The sequence below is a fragment of the Candidatus Accumulibacter phosphatis genome (assembly GCF_012939955.1).
GTDB classification, from domain to species: domain Bacteria; phylum Pseudomonadota; class Gammaproteobacteria; order Burkholderiales; family Rhodocyclaceae; genus Accumulibacter; species Accumulibacter delftensis.
Map to the genome: position 1 here is coordinate 53,135 of NZ_SPMY01000025.1, position 13,982 is coordinate 67,116.

General features: G+C 63.3%; 13 protein-coding genes and 1 pseudogene. 3 read left to right on the forward strand and 11 right to left on the reverse strand.

Features of this window, described 5'->3' with window-relative positions; translation table 11 throughout:
* Positions 1-10 precede the first annotated feature (10 nt).
* From E4Q23_RS09590 to gloA, 5 genes and pseudogenes are all read right to left on the reverse strand, one after another.
* A pseudogene (locus E4Q23_RS09590) lies at positions 11-1,633 on the reverse strand (ABC-F family ATPase).
* Positions 1,634-1,805: 172 nt separating this feature from the next.
* On the reverse strand, positions 1,806-1,958 hold the full coding sequence (locus E4Q23_RS23760; protein WP_248595349.1) for a hypothetical protein: 153 nt from the start codon (positions 1,956-1,958) through the stop codon (positions 1,806-1,808).
* A gap of 36 nt (positions 1,959-1,994) precedes the next feature.
* Positions 1,995-2,507, reverse strand: a complete 513-nt coding sequence (locus E4Q23_RS09600) for an HD domain-containing protein (protein WP_169066435.1) — start codon at positions 2,505-2,507, stop codon at positions 1,995-1,997.
* 61 nt (positions 2,508-2,568) lie between these two features.
* The gene (locus E4Q23_RS09605; protein ID WP_169066436.1) at positions 2,569-3,171 is read right to left on the reverse strand and encodes a hypothetical protein; all 603 of its coding nucleotides are present in this window, start codon (positions 3,169-3,171) and stop codon (positions 2,569-2,571) included.
* A 5-nt stretch (positions 3,172-3,176) separates the two neighbouring features.
* Positions 3,177-3,563 (reverse strand): lactoylglutathione lyase, encoded by a 387-nt coding sequence (gene gloA, locus E4Q23_RS09610; RefSeq protein WP_169066437.1) that lies wholly within the window; start codon positions 3,561-3,563, stop codon positions 3,177-3,179.
* A 531-nt stretch (positions 3,564-4,094) separates the two neighbouring features.
* Between gloA and E4Q23_RS09615 the strand changes: the two genes are divergently transcribed.
* From E4Q23_RS09615 to E4Q23_RS09625, 3 genes are all read left to right on the forward strand, one after another.
* On the forward strand, positions 4,095-4,760 hold the full coding sequence (locus E4Q23_RS09615) for an OmpA family protein (protein WP_169066438.1): 666 nt from the start codon (positions 4,095-4,097) through the stop codon (positions 4,758-4,760).
* Between the two features lie 209 nt (positions 4,761-4,969).
* Positions 4,970-5,467 carry a bacteriohemerythrin gene (locus E4Q23_RS09620; protein ID WP_169066439.1) on the forward strand — a complete coding sequence of 166 codons (498 nt, stop codon included), beginning with the start codon at positions 4,970-4,972 and terminating at the stop codon, positions 5,465-5,467.
* Positions 5,468-6,018: 551 nt separating this feature from the next.
* Positions 6,019-8,061 (forward strand): GumC family protein, encoded by a 2,043-nt coding sequence (locus tag E4Q23_RS09625; protein ID WP_169066440.1) that lies wholly within the window; start codon positions 6,019-6,021, stop codon positions 8,059-8,061.
* Positions 8,062-8,175: 114 nt separating this feature from the next.
* On the opposite strand, the gene E4Q23_RS09630 is transcribed toward E4Q23_RS09625, so the two are convergent.
* The 6 genes from E4Q23_RS09630 to E4Q23_RS09655 all read right to left on the reverse strand — a co-directional run bounded on the left by E4Q23_RS09630 (position 8,176) and on the right by E4Q23_RS09655 (position 13,954).
* A complete protein-coding gene (locus E4Q23_RS09630; RefSeq protein ID WP_169066441.1) occupies positions 8,176-8,946 on the reverse strand; it encodes a M48 family metallopeptidase in 771 nt (256 codons plus the stop codon).
* The gene (locus tag E4Q23_RS09635; RefSeq protein WP_169066541.1) at positions 8,930-9,682 is read right to left on the reverse strand and encodes a lysophospholipid acyltransferase family protein; all 753 of its coding nucleotides are present in this window, start codon (positions 9,680-9,682) and stop codon (positions 8,930-8,932) included. The genes E4Q23_RS09630 and E4Q23_RS09635 overlap by 17 nt, the downstream gene beginning before the upstream one ends.
* Entirely contained in the window at positions 9,682-10,221 is a 540-nt protein-coding gene (gmhB, locus tag E4Q23_RS09640; RefSeq protein ID WP_169066442.1) for a D-glycero-beta-D-manno-heptose 1,7-bisphosphate 7-phosphatase, read from the reverse strand. Before gmhB ends, E4Q23_RS09635 begins: the two co-directional genes overlap by 1 nt.
* Entirely contained in the window at positions 10,218-12,290 is a 2,073-nt protein-coding gene (gene glyS, locus E4Q23_RS09645; protein ID WP_169066443.1) for a glycine--tRNA ligase subunit beta, read from the reverse strand. Before glyS ends, gmhB begins: the two co-directional genes overlap by 4 nt.
* Before the next feature lies 1 nt (position 12,291).
* Positions 12,292-13,197 carry a glycine--tRNA ligase subunit alpha gene (gene glyQ, locus E4Q23_RS09650; protein WP_169066444.1) on the reverse strand — a complete coding sequence of 302 codons (906 nt, stop codon included), beginning with the start codon at positions 13,195-13,197 and terminating at the stop codon, positions 12,292-12,294.
* A gap of 166 nt (positions 13,198-13,363) precedes the next feature.
* Positions 13,364-13,954: a c-type cytochrome gene (locus E4Q23_RS09655; protein ID WP_336511652.1), complete on the reverse strand. Its 591-nt coding sequence runs from the start codon at positions 13,952-13,954 to the stop codon at positions 13,364-13,366.
* Positions 13,955-13,982 lie beyond the last annotated feature (28 nt).

A 13,982-nucleotide genomic window follows, 5' to 3' on the forward strand; every position in this document is an offset into this window, starting at 1 on the left:
CGCTGCCGGGTCAGGCCAGACCCTGGCTGGCGAGGTACTCTTCGTAAGTGCCCAGGTAATTGACCAGCGTGCCGTCGAGGCGAATTTCCAGGATCCGCGTCGCCAGTGACGAGACGAACTCGCGGTCGTGGGAGACGAAAACCAGCGTTCCCTTGAATTTCTCCAGGGCCGTATTGAGCGACTCGATGGATTCCATATCGAGGTGGTTGGTCGGCTCGTCCATGACCAGCACGTTTGTTTTCATGAGCATCAGCTTGCCGAAAATCATGCGCCCCTGCTCGCCCCCGGAGATCACCTTTACTGGCTTGCGCACTTCGTTGCCCGAGAACAGCAGGCGGCCGAGGGTGCCGCGGATCAGCGTTTCGAGGTCGTCTCCCTCGCTCGCGCTGGCGCGTGCGTAGCCAGCGATCCAGTCGGTCAGGTTGACGCCGCTGTCGAAATCATGGGCATGGTCCTGAGCATAGTAACCGAGGCTTGCTTTCTCGGCCCACTTGATGCTACCGCGTTGTGGCTGCAACTCGCCCATCAGCAGCTTCAGCAGCGTCGTCTTGCCGACACCGTTTTCGCCAATGATTGCCAGCCGGTCGCCGCCGTTGATGCTCAGAGTCAGCTTGTCGAAGATTTTCTGCTTGCTGCCCGGATAGGCGAAGCCAGGTTTTCGATTTCGACGGCCTGGCGGTGGAGCTTCTCCCGCTCATCGTATTCGAAGCGGATCCAGGGGTACTGTCGCGACGAAGGCTTGACGTCTTCCGGCTTGAGTTTTTCGATCAACTTGACGCGTGACGTTGCCTGCTTGGCCTTGGAGGCATTGGCCGAAAAGCGGCGCACGAAATTCTGCAGGTCGGCAATCCGTTCCTTGGCCTTGGCGTTGGCGTTCTGCTGGCGTTCGCGTGCCTGCGCCGAAGCTTCCATGAAATCGTCGTAATTGCCCGGGTACACGGTGATCTTGCCGTAATCCAGGTCGGCCATGTGGGTGCACACCTGGTTCAGGAAGTGGCGATCGTGGGAAATGATGATCATCGTGCTGTTGCGGTCGTTGATCACGTTTTCCAGCCAGCGGATGGTGGCGATGTCGAGGTTGTTGGTCGGTTCGTCGAGGAGCAGGATCTCGGGGTTGGCAAATAGTGCCTGAATCAACAGCACGCGCAGCTTCCAGCCAGGAGCGACATCGCTCATCGGACCGAAATGCTGTTCCGCCGGGATGCCGACCCCGAGCAGCAGTTCGCCGGCGCGTGCCTCGGCGGTGTAGCCATCGTATTCGGCAAAGCGGCCTTCCAGTTCGGCGGCGTGCAGGTAGTCCTCCTCGCTCGCTTCCGGATTGGCGTAGATGGCGTCCTTCTCGACCATGCAGGCCCACATTTCCGCGTGGCCCATCATCACCACGTCGATTACCCGCTGTTCTTCAAAGGCAAACTGGTCCTGGCGAAGGTAGGCCATCCGCTCGTGCGCGTCTTTTCGAGACGTTGCCGGCGGTCGCTTCGAGTTCGCCGTCGAGAATCTTCATGAAAGTCGACTTTCCGGAGCCATTGGCGCCGATCAGTCCGTAGCGATAGCCCTCGCCGAACTTGACCGAGACATTTTCAAAAAGGGGCTTGACCCCGAACTGCATGGTGATGTTGTTGGCAACGAGCACTAAGAAACCTCGGTAAAATCACACCCGTGAAAGTCGCGTCCGCGACTCACGAAGCTCCGTTCTCCCCCTGCGGGAGAAGGGTTGGAGAAGAAGGGGACGGTCAAGGCTTTGGTGGTCGACGGCGTCTCGACATCTCGTGACCGTTGAGGTGCAAAAAGGGCGATATTGTACCTCAGGGTTTGCTGGTGTGCTTGCCTGGCGCCCGCCATGGCGTACCTGCCCCGCCCGTGTGCGGCTGCGACGTGGCCAGCGTGCCAGGGCCCGGAATCAGCTGGAAGACGACAATCGCGGCAATGAAGCTCGAGTAGTTCTGAATCTCGAACACCTCGTTCTCTCCGCTGCGCTCGGCTGGCGTCGTCGCTCAGGCATGGTCGACGGCGACGCTGCTCACTGCCAGCAAGCGATCAAGCTCCAACCACAAGGGGTCGCAGAGGCCTGCGCGGTAAGCCGAGCGTCTGAAGCCCGCGTGTTCCTCGCGATAGACAGTCATCAGGCCGCGTTGGTCGTCGAGGACGCAGCTTCTGACGTTCGCCAGGCGGTCTGCGGCCTTGACCAGCAGGGCCACTTCGTTGGCGCCGGTGACCGTGGCCAGGAGGGCGTAGGTCTTCGCCTTGCGCTCGGCGCGGCTGGCTCCGGAGAGGTCGGTAAGCAAGCTGACACAGTCGGCGACCAGCGCGCCGAAGCGGGCGCGGATTTCGCTCTCGGTGACCGCCGTGTCCTCGACCACGTCATGCAGGTAGCCGATGACCTGTGCCTGGCTGCCGTAGGGGGCGAGTAGGGCGACGACCGCGTCAAGGTGAAAGGAATACGGCCGGTCGCCGTAGCGTTGGCTGCCGTGGGCAGCCAGGGCAAAGGAGCGTGCTTCGTCAAGCATGGTTCTTTCCTTGCGGGCAGCCGTGCAACGGCTGCTGTTGGGCAGCGTTTCGCCAGCGGCTTCAGCTCAGCCTGACCAGGCCTGGGTCACTGAAGTGTTCGATCAGGATCCGCCGCACGCGATCCTGCCACAGCTCGGCGAACAGCGCTGCCTGCTCGGCATCGCCCTTGCCCGCGAGTAGCGCCTGCAGCAGCGGCGCGAGACGGGAGTCGGCAGGAACCTGGCCGAGGTGCAGCGAGGCGCACAGACTTTGCCCGTTATCCTGACGGGTGAAGCGTATCTCGCCGGGCAACTCGGCTCCGAAGCTGAGCAGCTCGCGACGCGAGAAACGACCGGCCAGTCCCTTGAAGCCGCCAATTCCGGCGGCCCCGGTGAGCAGTCCGACCACCGCTGCGACGACGCCAGTCACCGCGCTCTCCTGCGCATCGCGGAAATCGACGCGCAGTTCACCGCGCAGCGGTATCTCGTCCGGATAAAGCGCCTGTAGTGCGCGGCTGCTGAGCAGATAGCTGCCAGCCACTGTCGGGCAGGAATGACCAGCCAGTTTGACGGCATCGGCGTAGCCGTATTCGATCAGGCCGCCAGCGGCGGCGCCGAGGAATTCGGCCAGGCGATCGCGCATGACGATCGTCGGCACGGCGGCGAAGAAGCTCGGGAAAGTCATGACCGTCAGCCTTTCTTCTGGATCAGCTCGATCTTGTAGCCATCGGGATCTTCGACAAAGGCAATCACCGTCGTTCCGTGTTTCATCGGACCCGCTTCGCGGACCACCTTGCCGCCACGCATCTTGATCTGCTCGCAGGCCGCGTAGGCATCGGCGACTTCGATGGCGATGTGGCCGAAGGCATTGCCGAGTTCGTAAGCCGGCGTATCCCAGTTATAGGTCAGTTCCAGCACCGCCTCTTCCGACTCCGGGCCGAAACCGACAAAAGCCAGGGTGAAGCGACCGCCCGGATAATCCTGGCGGCGCAGTTGCTGCATTCCGAGGACCCCGGTATAGAAAGCCAGCGAGCGGTCCAGATCGCCAACGCGCAACATGGTGTGCAGAATTCTCATGATTTTTCCTTGCCGGTTTGCGCTTGCGATGCGATCGCGCGATTGCCGGAAAAGATACACCAGAAGTGCAGGCTTTTGTCGACCTGGAGTTAGCGTCGGGCTGGGCGGGGCGGGGCGCTGCCTTGCGCCGGGACGACGATGGGCATAACGTGTCTTCCCCGCTCACAGGATCGGGCGGTGTCGGCGTATCGCCAGCATTTAGCGGCGATACTGGGACGCTTGTCAACACGTTAATGTGAAAGTCGCGCAAGCGACTCACGAAACTCCCTTCTCCCTTGCGGGAGAAGGGGCAGGGGGAAGAGGGAAACGGTCATGACTTTCATGATTTGGGGGTGTCTCCACGTGTCATGACCGTTAAGGCGATTGCCGGAAAAGTACGTACCAGATTGCGCCGGATTTTCGGCCGACTTCAAGGTGCGACAACAGGCGCATAGTCGAACGATGTAACTGTTGTCGTAACACAGAAGTCGGGCGAAAAGACAAGCAAGATGGTAGGTTATTTGCCAGAAATCGCCTAAGGAGGTAATGAGCATGAGAAAGATCGTCATCTCGCTGCTAACCATGACCCTTGCTGCGAGCGGGCTGTCGGGTTGCGCCAATATGAGCGAGACGCAACGCGATACAGGAACCGGGGCCGCCATCGGCGCAGTCGCCGGGGCGGTAATCGGGCGCGCTACGGCCGGCGGCAACAAGGGCCGCAGTACCGCCACCGGTGCGGCCATCGGTGCCGCGGCCGGTGCTGCCGGTGGTTATCTGTGGTCGCAGCGCATGCAGCAACAGAAGGCCTCGATGGAGCAGGCCACGCAAGGTACTGGGGTCGCAGTGTCGCAGACTGCCGACAACCGACTCAAGCTGGACATCCCGAGTGATATTTCCTTTGACGTCGGCCGTTACAACATCAAGCCGAACATGAGCCCGCTGCTCGACGGCTTTGCCGCGAGTCTGAACCAGCATGCCGTGACCACAGTGACCATCGTCGGACACACCGACAGCACCGGCAGCGATGCGATCAACGATCCGCTATCAGTAAATCGTGCCGCCGCGACGCGCGACTATATCGTTGCCCGAGGCGTAGCCGCCAACCGCATCGCCATCGATGGCCGTGGGTCGCGCGAGCCAGTCGCCGACAACGCCACCGCTTCCGGGCGGGCGATGAACCGCCGCGTGGAAATATTCGTCGCCGAGCCCGCTCGCTGAGCAGCTCGCGGCGGTGGCCATTTTCTTGCCATGCCGGCGCTGCGGAACGCTGGACAGCGCCGGCAAGCCTTCTGCGCGATTGGCCATCGCGGTGCTCTGGATGCCTTGCCGCTTGACAACGCCGCCTCCATACCGACTAATGTGGAATGTCGTGGCGGACTAGTCCCAAGAGTGCTCTCTCACCCGACGAAGGCGAAGGGAAAAACACCATGAGTCTTGCGCCCGTATCTGGTCTTCACAACCTCTCCGAGTTTTCCCTCAAGCAACTGGTCGCCTGGGGCGACCACCTCAAGGTTCATCAACCGCAGATCGACGCGCAGCACGAGGCGATCTTCAATCTCGCGCTGGAAATCGCACACATCTGGCAGGATCATGGCGACCTCGATGAACTGAAGGCGCTCGCCGAGAAGCTCGACAAGGTGCTGCACGCGCATTTCCGCTACGAGGAGCAACTGCTGGCCGAGATCGGCTATCCCGAACTCGCAGCGCACAAGGCGGAGCATCAGGTGATGCTCCACGAACTGCAGATCATCCTCGACCGCCTCCACAAATCGCAATCCGGGAGTGTCGTTGGCGAACCCGGACTGGCCTTTCAGAACTATGTGCTTGGCCTCACGGTCGGGCACATCTTCAACAGCGACATGGATTACTGCCTGTATGCCCGCAAGGCAGCGAGCGATAAGGAACATGTCTGGCCAGGCAAGTAGATTCGCGGAAGGCACGCGGTGCCCGCGCGCGTAGCGTAGCGCTGCCGCTTCACCACCTGGCGACGAACTAATCTGTCTTCGCGGCCTGCCACTACCAGCGCGGGCAGGTCGCGGCGAGTCGTTTCAGTTCCTGGCGCGCGGCTCTCGGCTCGGTAGTCGGGGCACAGCCAGGCGACGATTGCCCAGAAGCGTGGGCCGTGGTCTATGGTGTGCCTTTCGGACCTTGCGAACCTCGGACAGGCACGAGAAAACCTGCCCTTCCGCGCACCATGCCTACCCGGCGTGCCTGACGCGGACGCATCACGACCTCGATTGGACAGCCGCTGCCTACGACGGCAGCGACTACACCACTCTACGATGGTCGACCAACAAAGCCTCTGCCGGTCGCTTGGCGCGACCTTGACGAGTGGCTTCGGCACGGCGACGAATGAAAGCAGCGGCTGGTGAGGCAGGCGATTAGAATGCGCATGTCGGCACTCCGGTCGACGGCTGCGGTCCCTTGGGTTCGGGCCTGGCAAGGCGGATCGAACTTGTTGGAAAGGCGCAATTCCATGTTCTCGCTCTCATCTCTTGGCGACAAGTTCATTAGCGATTCGTCACCTTACAGCGATCCCGCAGCGGCGGCCCGGCGCATCAATCGGCGACGACTGCGCGTATTCCTCATTGTCTTCACCTTGAGCTTGCTGCCCGGACTGGCCTGGAATCTGCTCCGTTCGCCCGAATACCGGGCGACTGCACGCGTGCAAATTTCATCCGGCGCGGTGGCTGCCCAGACGGTAGCGAGCAGCGCTGGTTGGAACGCGGAGCTGCGGCCTGCGCAGCCGATCGACGTGCTCACGCAGGCCCAGGTCCTCACCAGTCGCCCCCTTTTCGAGGAGGTCTCTCGCCGCTTGCTCAAAGACGGTCACGATGACCCCTTCGTGGGCGTCGATGCTGCACTTGCCCTGCAGAACGCGGTCACCGCCACCCCAATCCTGGGGACGGATATCGTCGAATTGCAGGCTACCGGGGCTTCGCCGCAACTGCTGACGAAAGTCGTCAATACGCTGATCGAAACCTATCATGAGCAGTCATTGACGACGCACAGCAATGCCTCCGACGAAGCCATTGTCAATCTACGCGACGAAGTCGAGCGACTCGGCGACAGCATGGCCGAAAAACGCGCCCAATTGGCGGCCTTCCGGGAAACAAGCGGCGTCGTTTCGTCCGAACGTAGTGAAAATCAGGCCTTGGTGCGGATCAAAGGCCTCTCCGAGTCACTCAACAAGGCAAACGAGGATTTCGCAAAAGCCGATGCCCGGCTGCGCACCCTGCGCGAATCCGCGGCTAGCGGCCGCAGTCCCGTTCTTGCCAAAGACAACCCGACGCTGGCTTCGATAGAGCACCGCGTTTCTGTGACCCGCGAGCAACTGCGGGATATGGAACGTAGCTATACGCCTGCGTTCATGGCCATGGACCCGACGGCGCGAGCCCTGCGCGCGCGCCTGAGCGAACTCGAACAACAGTTGCTGAGCAGCCGCTCGGCCAGTCAGCAGGCGGCGCTGGCGAACGCCGAAGAAGACGCGGCGGGAGCTAGTGCGACGGTCGAACGCTTACGCGGCCAGCTCGACGAGCAACGGCGAACAGCGCAGGTGGCTGCCGCGAACTTCCAGGAAGCCAAGGCGATGGAAGACGATCTGGTGCGGCTCGAAGGAGCGCGACGCAATGCCAGCGAACGCCTGGCCAAGCTCGAAGCGACTGAAAACACCCGCCAGCCAAAGCTGACGCTGATCGAGTCCGCCAGTGTGCCCGAGAAACCATGGCGCCCCGACTATCTGCGCGATGGCCTGATCAACCTGGCCGCGTCCTTTTCGCTCGGCTTGCTGGCCATGTGGTTCGTCGAACTGTTCAATCGTTCGCCAGCGCCAGCAGCGCTCGGGACGACCACGGTCGTCGTCTCCCAGCCTTCACCGACCCCGAGTGTCGAAGCGCCGAAACCACTCCCCGGCTTGACCTACGATGCCGCTTGCCGAGTCCTTCCACAACTGCCAACGGCGGCGAGCGTCGGCCGCGAACTGACTCAGGACGAGCTTGCCGCTCTGCTGGCTGCCGCCGACGGCGAGGCGCGTTTGCTGTGCGCGACGCTGCTTCTTGGGCTGACGCTAGATGAGCTCAGGGAACTGGCGGTCAAGGATGTCGACGGCGCGAGCTCGCACCTGAGCGTGCGTGGCGCCTGGGCAAGGACACTGGCGATGCCTGGCTGGCTGGCGCAGACACTGGAGAAACATGGCGGCGAAGACCCAGACAAGTTACTGTTCTGCGCTTCATCAGGGCAGCAACTTGCGGCATCCGAGATCATCTCCCGGATCACTTGCGCCGCGCTGGATGCTGGGCTGGACGCCGCCGCATCGGTATCGCCAGCAGCCTTGCGGCACACGTACATCATCAACCTGATCAATCAGAACGTGCGTTTCTCGGATCTTGGGCCCCTCGTCGGACGTCTGAGCAGCGAAGAGCTTGCGTCATACGCAGCCGTCAGTTCGGGGCCACGGCAAGTTCGCGGCGCTGACGTTGATACCATCATGCCGGCCTTGCGGAGCGCAGAAACGACTTGACCGAGATGCCGAGGAGTAACGGTCTGTGCCGCCGAGCAGGCACCGCCGGCCGGCCCGGCCATCGCTACTGCGACCTTTGGCAAGCACGGCATGCTCCCGCCGGCAAACCACCTGCTAAAACCGTGCAAGACCCTTTGACACCTCGCGGAGTTCGGCACGCAAGTCCCTGTAATCAGGAACTATTGCACCAAGGATGCGCCAAAACTCCGGGCTGTGGTTCATCTCGCGCAGGTGCGCGAGTTCGTGCGCCACGACGTAGTCGATGACTGTTGGCGGGAAATGAATCAGCCGCCAGTTGAGGTGAATGCCGCTGCGCAGGCTGCAACTTCCCCAGCGCGTTCGCGCTGACGACAGCGACAGCCGTGGCAGCGTCACGCCGAGCAGCGGCGCGTAGTGGGCGAGGCGCTCGGCGAACAGCTCGCGGGCCTTTTCGCGCAGTGCTTTCTCGAGCACGCGTGCAGCTTCTGTCGGTGCGCGCAGGCATAGGGTGAGTGTCGGCTCGGTCGCCTGCAGGTTCCAGACGCCGCGATTGGCGCCGAGCGCGAGACGGATGCGCAGCGGCTTGCCGAGCACTGGTAGCTGCAGCCCGTCAGTGATCTGCAGCACTTCGGGCGCTCGCCGCGTGGACCATTCGTCGAGTTTCTCGCCGATCCACTGACCATGCTGCAGGAGCATGCTTTCGACCTCGCGCAGCGAGGCACGGCGCGGTGCGCCGACGCGCAGGCCGCGGTGGTCGATGGTCAATCCGATGGTGCGCCGGCTGGCCCGGCGCAAGACATAGGCAACCGTGCGCTCGCCCAGTTCGATGCTGCGGGCTGTTTCCCCAGCGGGTAGCGCAGGCAGTGAAGGCTCGCCGGGAGAGGCCGCGTCAGGCAGCCACGACATCTACGACAGCGGCAGGCGCCGGGTAGCGGTGCGGCGAGAGGCGGCGCATTTCTTCCTCTATCCAGGCCGCGGCCAGAGTGTTGATCCTGGCCGCCGATTTCTCGGCCGGGTCGATCGGCGGGCCGATGCTGACGGTGATCAGGCCGGGCTTGATCCGGAAGGCATCCCTTCCCCAGATTTCACCAGCGTTGTGCGCCACCGGTACCACCAGCGCGCCGGCGCGGACCGCCAGGTGCGCGCCGCCGGGCTTGTAGCGACAGGTTTCGCCGGGCGCGACACGGGTGCCTTCGGGGAAGATCACCACCCAGTAGCCAGCGGCGAGACGGTCGCCTCCCTGGTCGAAGATCTGCTTGAGAGCGTCCTTGGCGGCGGCACGGTCGATGGAGATCATTTTCAGCGCCGCCAGGCCCCAGCCAAAGAAAGGCACGCGCAGCAGCTCTTTCTTGAGCACGAAGACCAGCGGCGGAAAAATCTCCTGCAGGCCGACCGTCTCCCACGCCGCCTGGTGTTTGGCGAGGACGATCGATGGCCTGGCGGGAATGTTTTCGCGCCCGATGACCTGGTAGCGAATGCCCAGAACGTGGCGCGAGAGGGCCATGAAGCCGCTTCGCCAGAAGGCGATGATCGCGTAGCGCGCAGTGATCGGCAAGGCGATGGCCAGCGTGACGAGCACTCCGAAAGGGATCGTCCACAGGCTGACCAGGAGCAGGAACAGCGCCGAACGGATAACGATCATCACGAGGAGAGCAGAATATGCTCGGTGGCCGCCGCGAGATCGGGGAAGACCAGCGTTCCGTCCGGCAGGCCACCGGCCTCGACCGTCTGCGCGCCCAGGCCGGTCAGGACCAACAGCGGCTGGGCGCCGACGGCCGCTGCGGCGAGCAGGTCGCGCAGGGTATCGCCGACCGCCGGGACGCCGCTCAGATCGACATTGAAGCAGTCGGCAATACGCTCATACATGCCGGGCTTCGGTTTGCGGCAGGCGCAATGCGCGTCGACCGAATGCGGGCAATAGAAAATGGCGTCGATGCGGCCGCCGCAGCTCTGCAGCGCGCGGCACATCTTGTCGTGGATGGCGTTCAGCGTATCCATGTCGAACAGCCCGCGACCGACGCCCGACTGATTGGTCGCCAGGACCACCTTGTAGCCGGCCTGATTGAGGCGGGCGATGGCTTCCAGGCTGCCGGGGATCGGCCGCCATTCGGCCGGTGACTTGATGAACTGCTTCGAGTCGTAGTTGATGACACCGTCGCGGTCGAGGATGACGAGTTTCATACGGCCAGCTTGGCGATGTCGGCGACCGCGTTGAACTGCTCGAAGAGCGCTTTCAGGAGGCCCAGACGGTTACCGCGCAGCGCGGGGTCGGGAACATTGACCATCACTTCGGCGAAGAAACGGTCCACCTCGGCGCGTACCGAAGCCAGTACTTTCAGCGCCTCGGCGTAGTCCTCGTTGGCGACGTGCGACTTGACCAGCGGGGCGATCAGGCGCACGCGCTCGAAGAGCGCTTTCTCGGCGTCTTCCTCGAGCAGCGCGACGTCCGCTTCGGGCAGGTTCGCATCGGCCTTCTTCAGGATGTTGCCGATGCGCTTGTTGGCCGCGGCCAGTGCCAGCGATTCGGGCAGCTGCTGGAACTCGCGTACCGCTGCCAGGCGGGCGGGAACCCGGTCGATGCGGGTCGGTTGTTGCGCCAGCACCGCTTCGATGACGTCGATCGAGTAGCCGGCGTCTCTGAGCGTGCCGCGCAGACGGTCGAGCATGAAGACCAGCAGCGGCTGGGTGACCGGTTCGAGCTGAATGCCCTGCGCCTGCAGTGCCTGCGCGGCGGTCTCGATCAACTCCGCCAGGTCGAGCGGCAGCGGCGTTTCCATCAGGATGCGCAGCACTCCGAGAGCGGCGCGGCGCAGGCCGAAAGGATCCTTGTCGCCGGTCGGCAGTTGCCCGATGCCGAAAAAGCCGACCAGGGCGTCGAGTTTGTCGGCCAGCGCAGCGGCACAGGCGATGCTGCCCTGGGGCAGGGCGTCGCCGGCAAAGCGCGGCCGGTAGTGCTGCTCGACGGCGTCGGCAAATTCCGGCGAATTGCCTTCGTGGAGCAGGTAGTAGCGGCCCATGATTCCCTGCAGTTCGGGGAACTCGCCGACCATGTCGGTCAGCAGGTCGACCTTGGCCAGCAGGCCGACACTTTCGGCGATGTTGCCGTCGGCGCCGAGCTTTTCGGCAATGTTGCGCGCGCTACGGCCGAGGCGCTGTGCGCGGTCGCCCTGCGAGCCGAGCTTGTTGTGATAGACGACGGCGCCAAGACGCATGGCGCGGGTGGTGAAGCCGTTTTTGCGATCCTGGTTGTAGAAGAAGCGTGCATCGGCCAGGCGCGGGCGAACGACGCGTTCGTTACCGCTGATGATCGCGCCGGGATCGTCAACCTGCATGTTGGAGACGATCAGGAAGCGGTTGAGCAGCTTGCCGCTGCTATCGAGCAGCGGGAAGTACTTCTGGTTCTGCTGCATGGTCAGGATCAGGCATTCCTGCGGCACTTCGAGGTATTCGGCCTCGAACTGGCCGGCATAGACGACCGGCCATTCGACCAGTGCCGTCACCTCGTCAAGCAGGCCGTCGGCGGGGTTGAGGCGCGCATCGAGGCGCTTGGCGGCCGTGTCGAGCTGGGCGGCGACCGCGGCACGCCGTTCGGCAAAGGAGGCGATGACCTTGCCGGCAGCGAGCTTGTCGGTGTACGCGGCCGCGTTGTCGATAACGATTTCGCCGGAGGACAGGAAGCGGTGGCCGAGAGTTAGCCGGTCGCTGCGCAGGCCGAGCACTTCGCCGGCGATGATATGCTCGCCGTGCAAGAGGATCAGGCTGTGCACCGGGCGAACGAACTGGTGCTCCGAGTCGCCCCAGCGCATGACTTTCGGAATCGGCAGTTTTTTCAGCGTTTGCGCGACGATTTCGGCGAGGTAGGCGGCGAGTGTCTCGCCTTTCTTCTCGATGCGGGCGACAAAGTACTCGCTCTTGCCGTCAGCCGCCTTGTGCAGTTGCTCGAAGCTGACGCCGGCCGAACGCATGAAGCCTTCGAGCGCTTTCGTCGGCTTGCCGGTCGCGTCGAGCGCGCTGCCCAGCGCGGGGCCCTTGCGTTCGAGGATGCGGTCGGGCTGGCGGGCGGCGACGCCGGTGATCGACAGGGCCAGTCGGCGCGGCGTGGCATAGGGCGTGCATACGCTGTCGTCGGCGGTGAACTGCTGCGCCTTCAGGGCCGCAAAAACGCTGTCCGCGAAAGCCTCGGAGAGCTGGCGCAGCGATTTCGGGGGCAGCTCTTCGCTGCGCAGCTCGATCAGGACGGTATCGTTCATTTCATTGCCCCTCGCGGCCGGTAGTCGTCTTGCACATTGGGAAACCGAGGGCCTGGCGGGAATCAAGGTAAGCCTGCGCAACTTCGCGGGCCAGCGCGCGCACACGGCCAATGTAGGCCGCGCGTTCGGTGACCGAGATGGCGCCGCGCGCGTCGAGCAGGTTGAAGACGTGCGAGCACTTCATCACCATTTCGTAGCCGGGCAGCGCCAGACCGGCAGCGATCAGGCGGCGGGCTTCTGATTCGTGCTCGCTGAAGTGTCGGAAGAGCATTTCGACATTGGCCTGCTCGAAGTTGTACTTCGACTGCTCGACTTCGTTCTGGTGGAAGACGTCGCCGTAGGTCACCCGGTAGCCCGGTCCTTCGGCCCACACCAGATCGAAGACATTCTCCACCCCTTGCAGGTACATGGCCAGGCGCTCGATGCCGTAGGTGATCTCGCCGAGTACCGGCTTGCAGGACAGCGAACCGACTTCCTGAAAATAGGTGAACTGAGTGACTTCCATGCCGTCCAGCCACACTTCCCAGCCGAGTCCCCAGGCACCCAGCGTCGGGCTTTCCCAGTCATCTTCGACGAAGCGGATATCGTGTGCCGAGGTATCGATGCCGAGCGCGCGCAGCGACTCGAGGTAGAGATCCTGGATGTTGTCCGGTGAGGGCTTGAGGACCACCTGATACTGGTAGTAATGCTGCAAACGGTTGGGGTTCTCTCCGTAGCGACCGTCCTTCGGGCGGCGCGACGGCTGCACGTAGGCAGCGCTCCACGGCTCCGGGCCTATGGCGCGCAGGAAGGTCGCGGTGTGGAAGGTGCCGGCACCGACTTCGATGTCGTAGGGTTGCAGCAGCACACAGCCCTGTTGGTTCCAGAAATTCTGGAGACGCAAAATGACTTCCTGGAACGTAGGCATGGGAGAGTTTCTGCACAGACGAAAAGGGGGGATTTTACTTGGTTTCTGCCCGGACAAGAATCGCTTTTGGCGCCAGACTCCCCTGCTGGCGGCCACGCAGGCCAGCGTCCATGCCGGCCGGCGGCACTGCCGAGGCGCCGGCCGGGCCCCCGGCGGTGGAGCTAAATCATTCCGCTGCGCAGAAGCGCGGCTGCGTGACCCATCCGCGTGGCCGCGTGGCCAGGCTCGCCTGATACGCCGCGAGGGCGACCAGTTGCGCATTGTCGTATTTTGCGATCAGCCGGACCATGTCCGGATGCGCATTGCCGCGCTTGCCGGCGCGGATATCGGCCAGTTGGCGCAGCAGATAGGCGTAATGTTGCCCGGCGAGGACCGGATAGAATTTCTCCTGCACGCCGTCACCGCTGAGGCCATGGCATAGGCTGCATTCCTTTTCGAAAAGCCGCTTGCCGCGAGCAATCTGCTCGGCCGCATCCGGGGCTTCGTACTGGCCCGCGCCGCGAGGGATGCAGAGTGTCTCGATATAGGTTGCGACATCGGCGAGTGCCTGTGCGTCGGGCAGCTCGATGGCGAAGGGATACATCACCGGGTTGTCGCGGACGCCGGCACGAATATCGGCCAATTGCTTGATCAGCACCGTGCGGTGCTGACCGGCCAACTGCGGGATGCCGCCGTCGGGATTGCCGCCACCGCTCGGCAGGTGGCAGGCTGCGCAGTAAGTTTGGTAGGTGTCCTCGCCGGCCTTGGCGTCGCCCATCAATGTCAGGGCCGCAGTCTTCTCGGGG

What these genes read in the sequence shown, in the direction of transcription:
- E4Q23_RS09600 (WP_169066435.1), bottom strand. Translation starts at nt 2,507, where the DNA reads ATGCTTGACGAAGCACGCTCCTTTGCCCTGGCTGCCCACGGCAGCCAA.
- E4Q23_RS09605 (WP_169066436.1), bottom strand. Translation starts at nt 3,171, where the DNA reads ATGACTTTCCCGAGCTTCTTCGCCGCCGTGCCGACGATCGTCATGCGC.
- gloA (WP_169066437.1), bottom strand. Translation starts at nt 3,563, where the DNA reads ATGAGAATTCTGCACACCATGTTGCGCGTTGGCGATCTGGACCGCTCG.
- E4Q23_RS09615 (WP_169066438.1), top strand. Translation starts at nt 4,095, where the DNA reads ATGAGAAAGATCGTCATCTCGCTGCTAACCATGACCCTTGCTGCGAGC.
- E4Q23_RS09620 (WP_169066439.1), top strand. Translation starts at nt 4,970, where the DNA reads ATGAGTCTTGCGCCCGTATCTGGTCTTCACAACCTCTCCGAGTTTTCC.
- E4Q23_RS09625 (WP_169066440.1), top strand. Translation starts at nt 6,019, where the DNA reads ATGTTCTCGCTCTCATCTCTTGGCGACAAGTTCATTAGCGATTCGTCA.
- E4Q23_RS09630 (WP_169066441.1), bottom strand. Translation starts at nt 8,946, where the DNA reads ATGTCGTGGCTGCCTGACGCGGCCTCTCCCGGCGAGCCTTCACTGCCT.
- E4Q23_RS09635 (WP_169066541.1), bottom strand. Translation starts at nt 9,682, where the DNA reads ATGATCGTTATCCGTTCGGCGCTGTTCCTGCTCCTGGTCAGCCTGTGG.
- gmhB (WP_169066442.1), bottom strand. Translation starts at nt 10,221, where the DNA reads ATGAAACTCGTCATCCTCGACCGCGACGGTGTCATCAACTACGACTCG.
- glyS (WP_169066443.1), bottom strand. Translation starts at nt 12,290, where the DNA reads ATGAACGATACCGTCCTGATCGAGCTGCGCAGCGAAGAGCTGCCCCCG.
- glyQ (WP_169066444.1), bottom strand. Translation starts at nt 13,197, where the DNA reads ATGCCTACGTTCCAGGAAGTCATTTTGCGTCTCCAGAATTTCTGGAAC.
- E4Q23_RS09655 (WP_336511652.1), bottom strand. Translation starts at nt 13,954, where the DNA reads ATGGGCGACGCCAAGGCCGGCGAGGACACCTACCAAACTTACTGCGCA.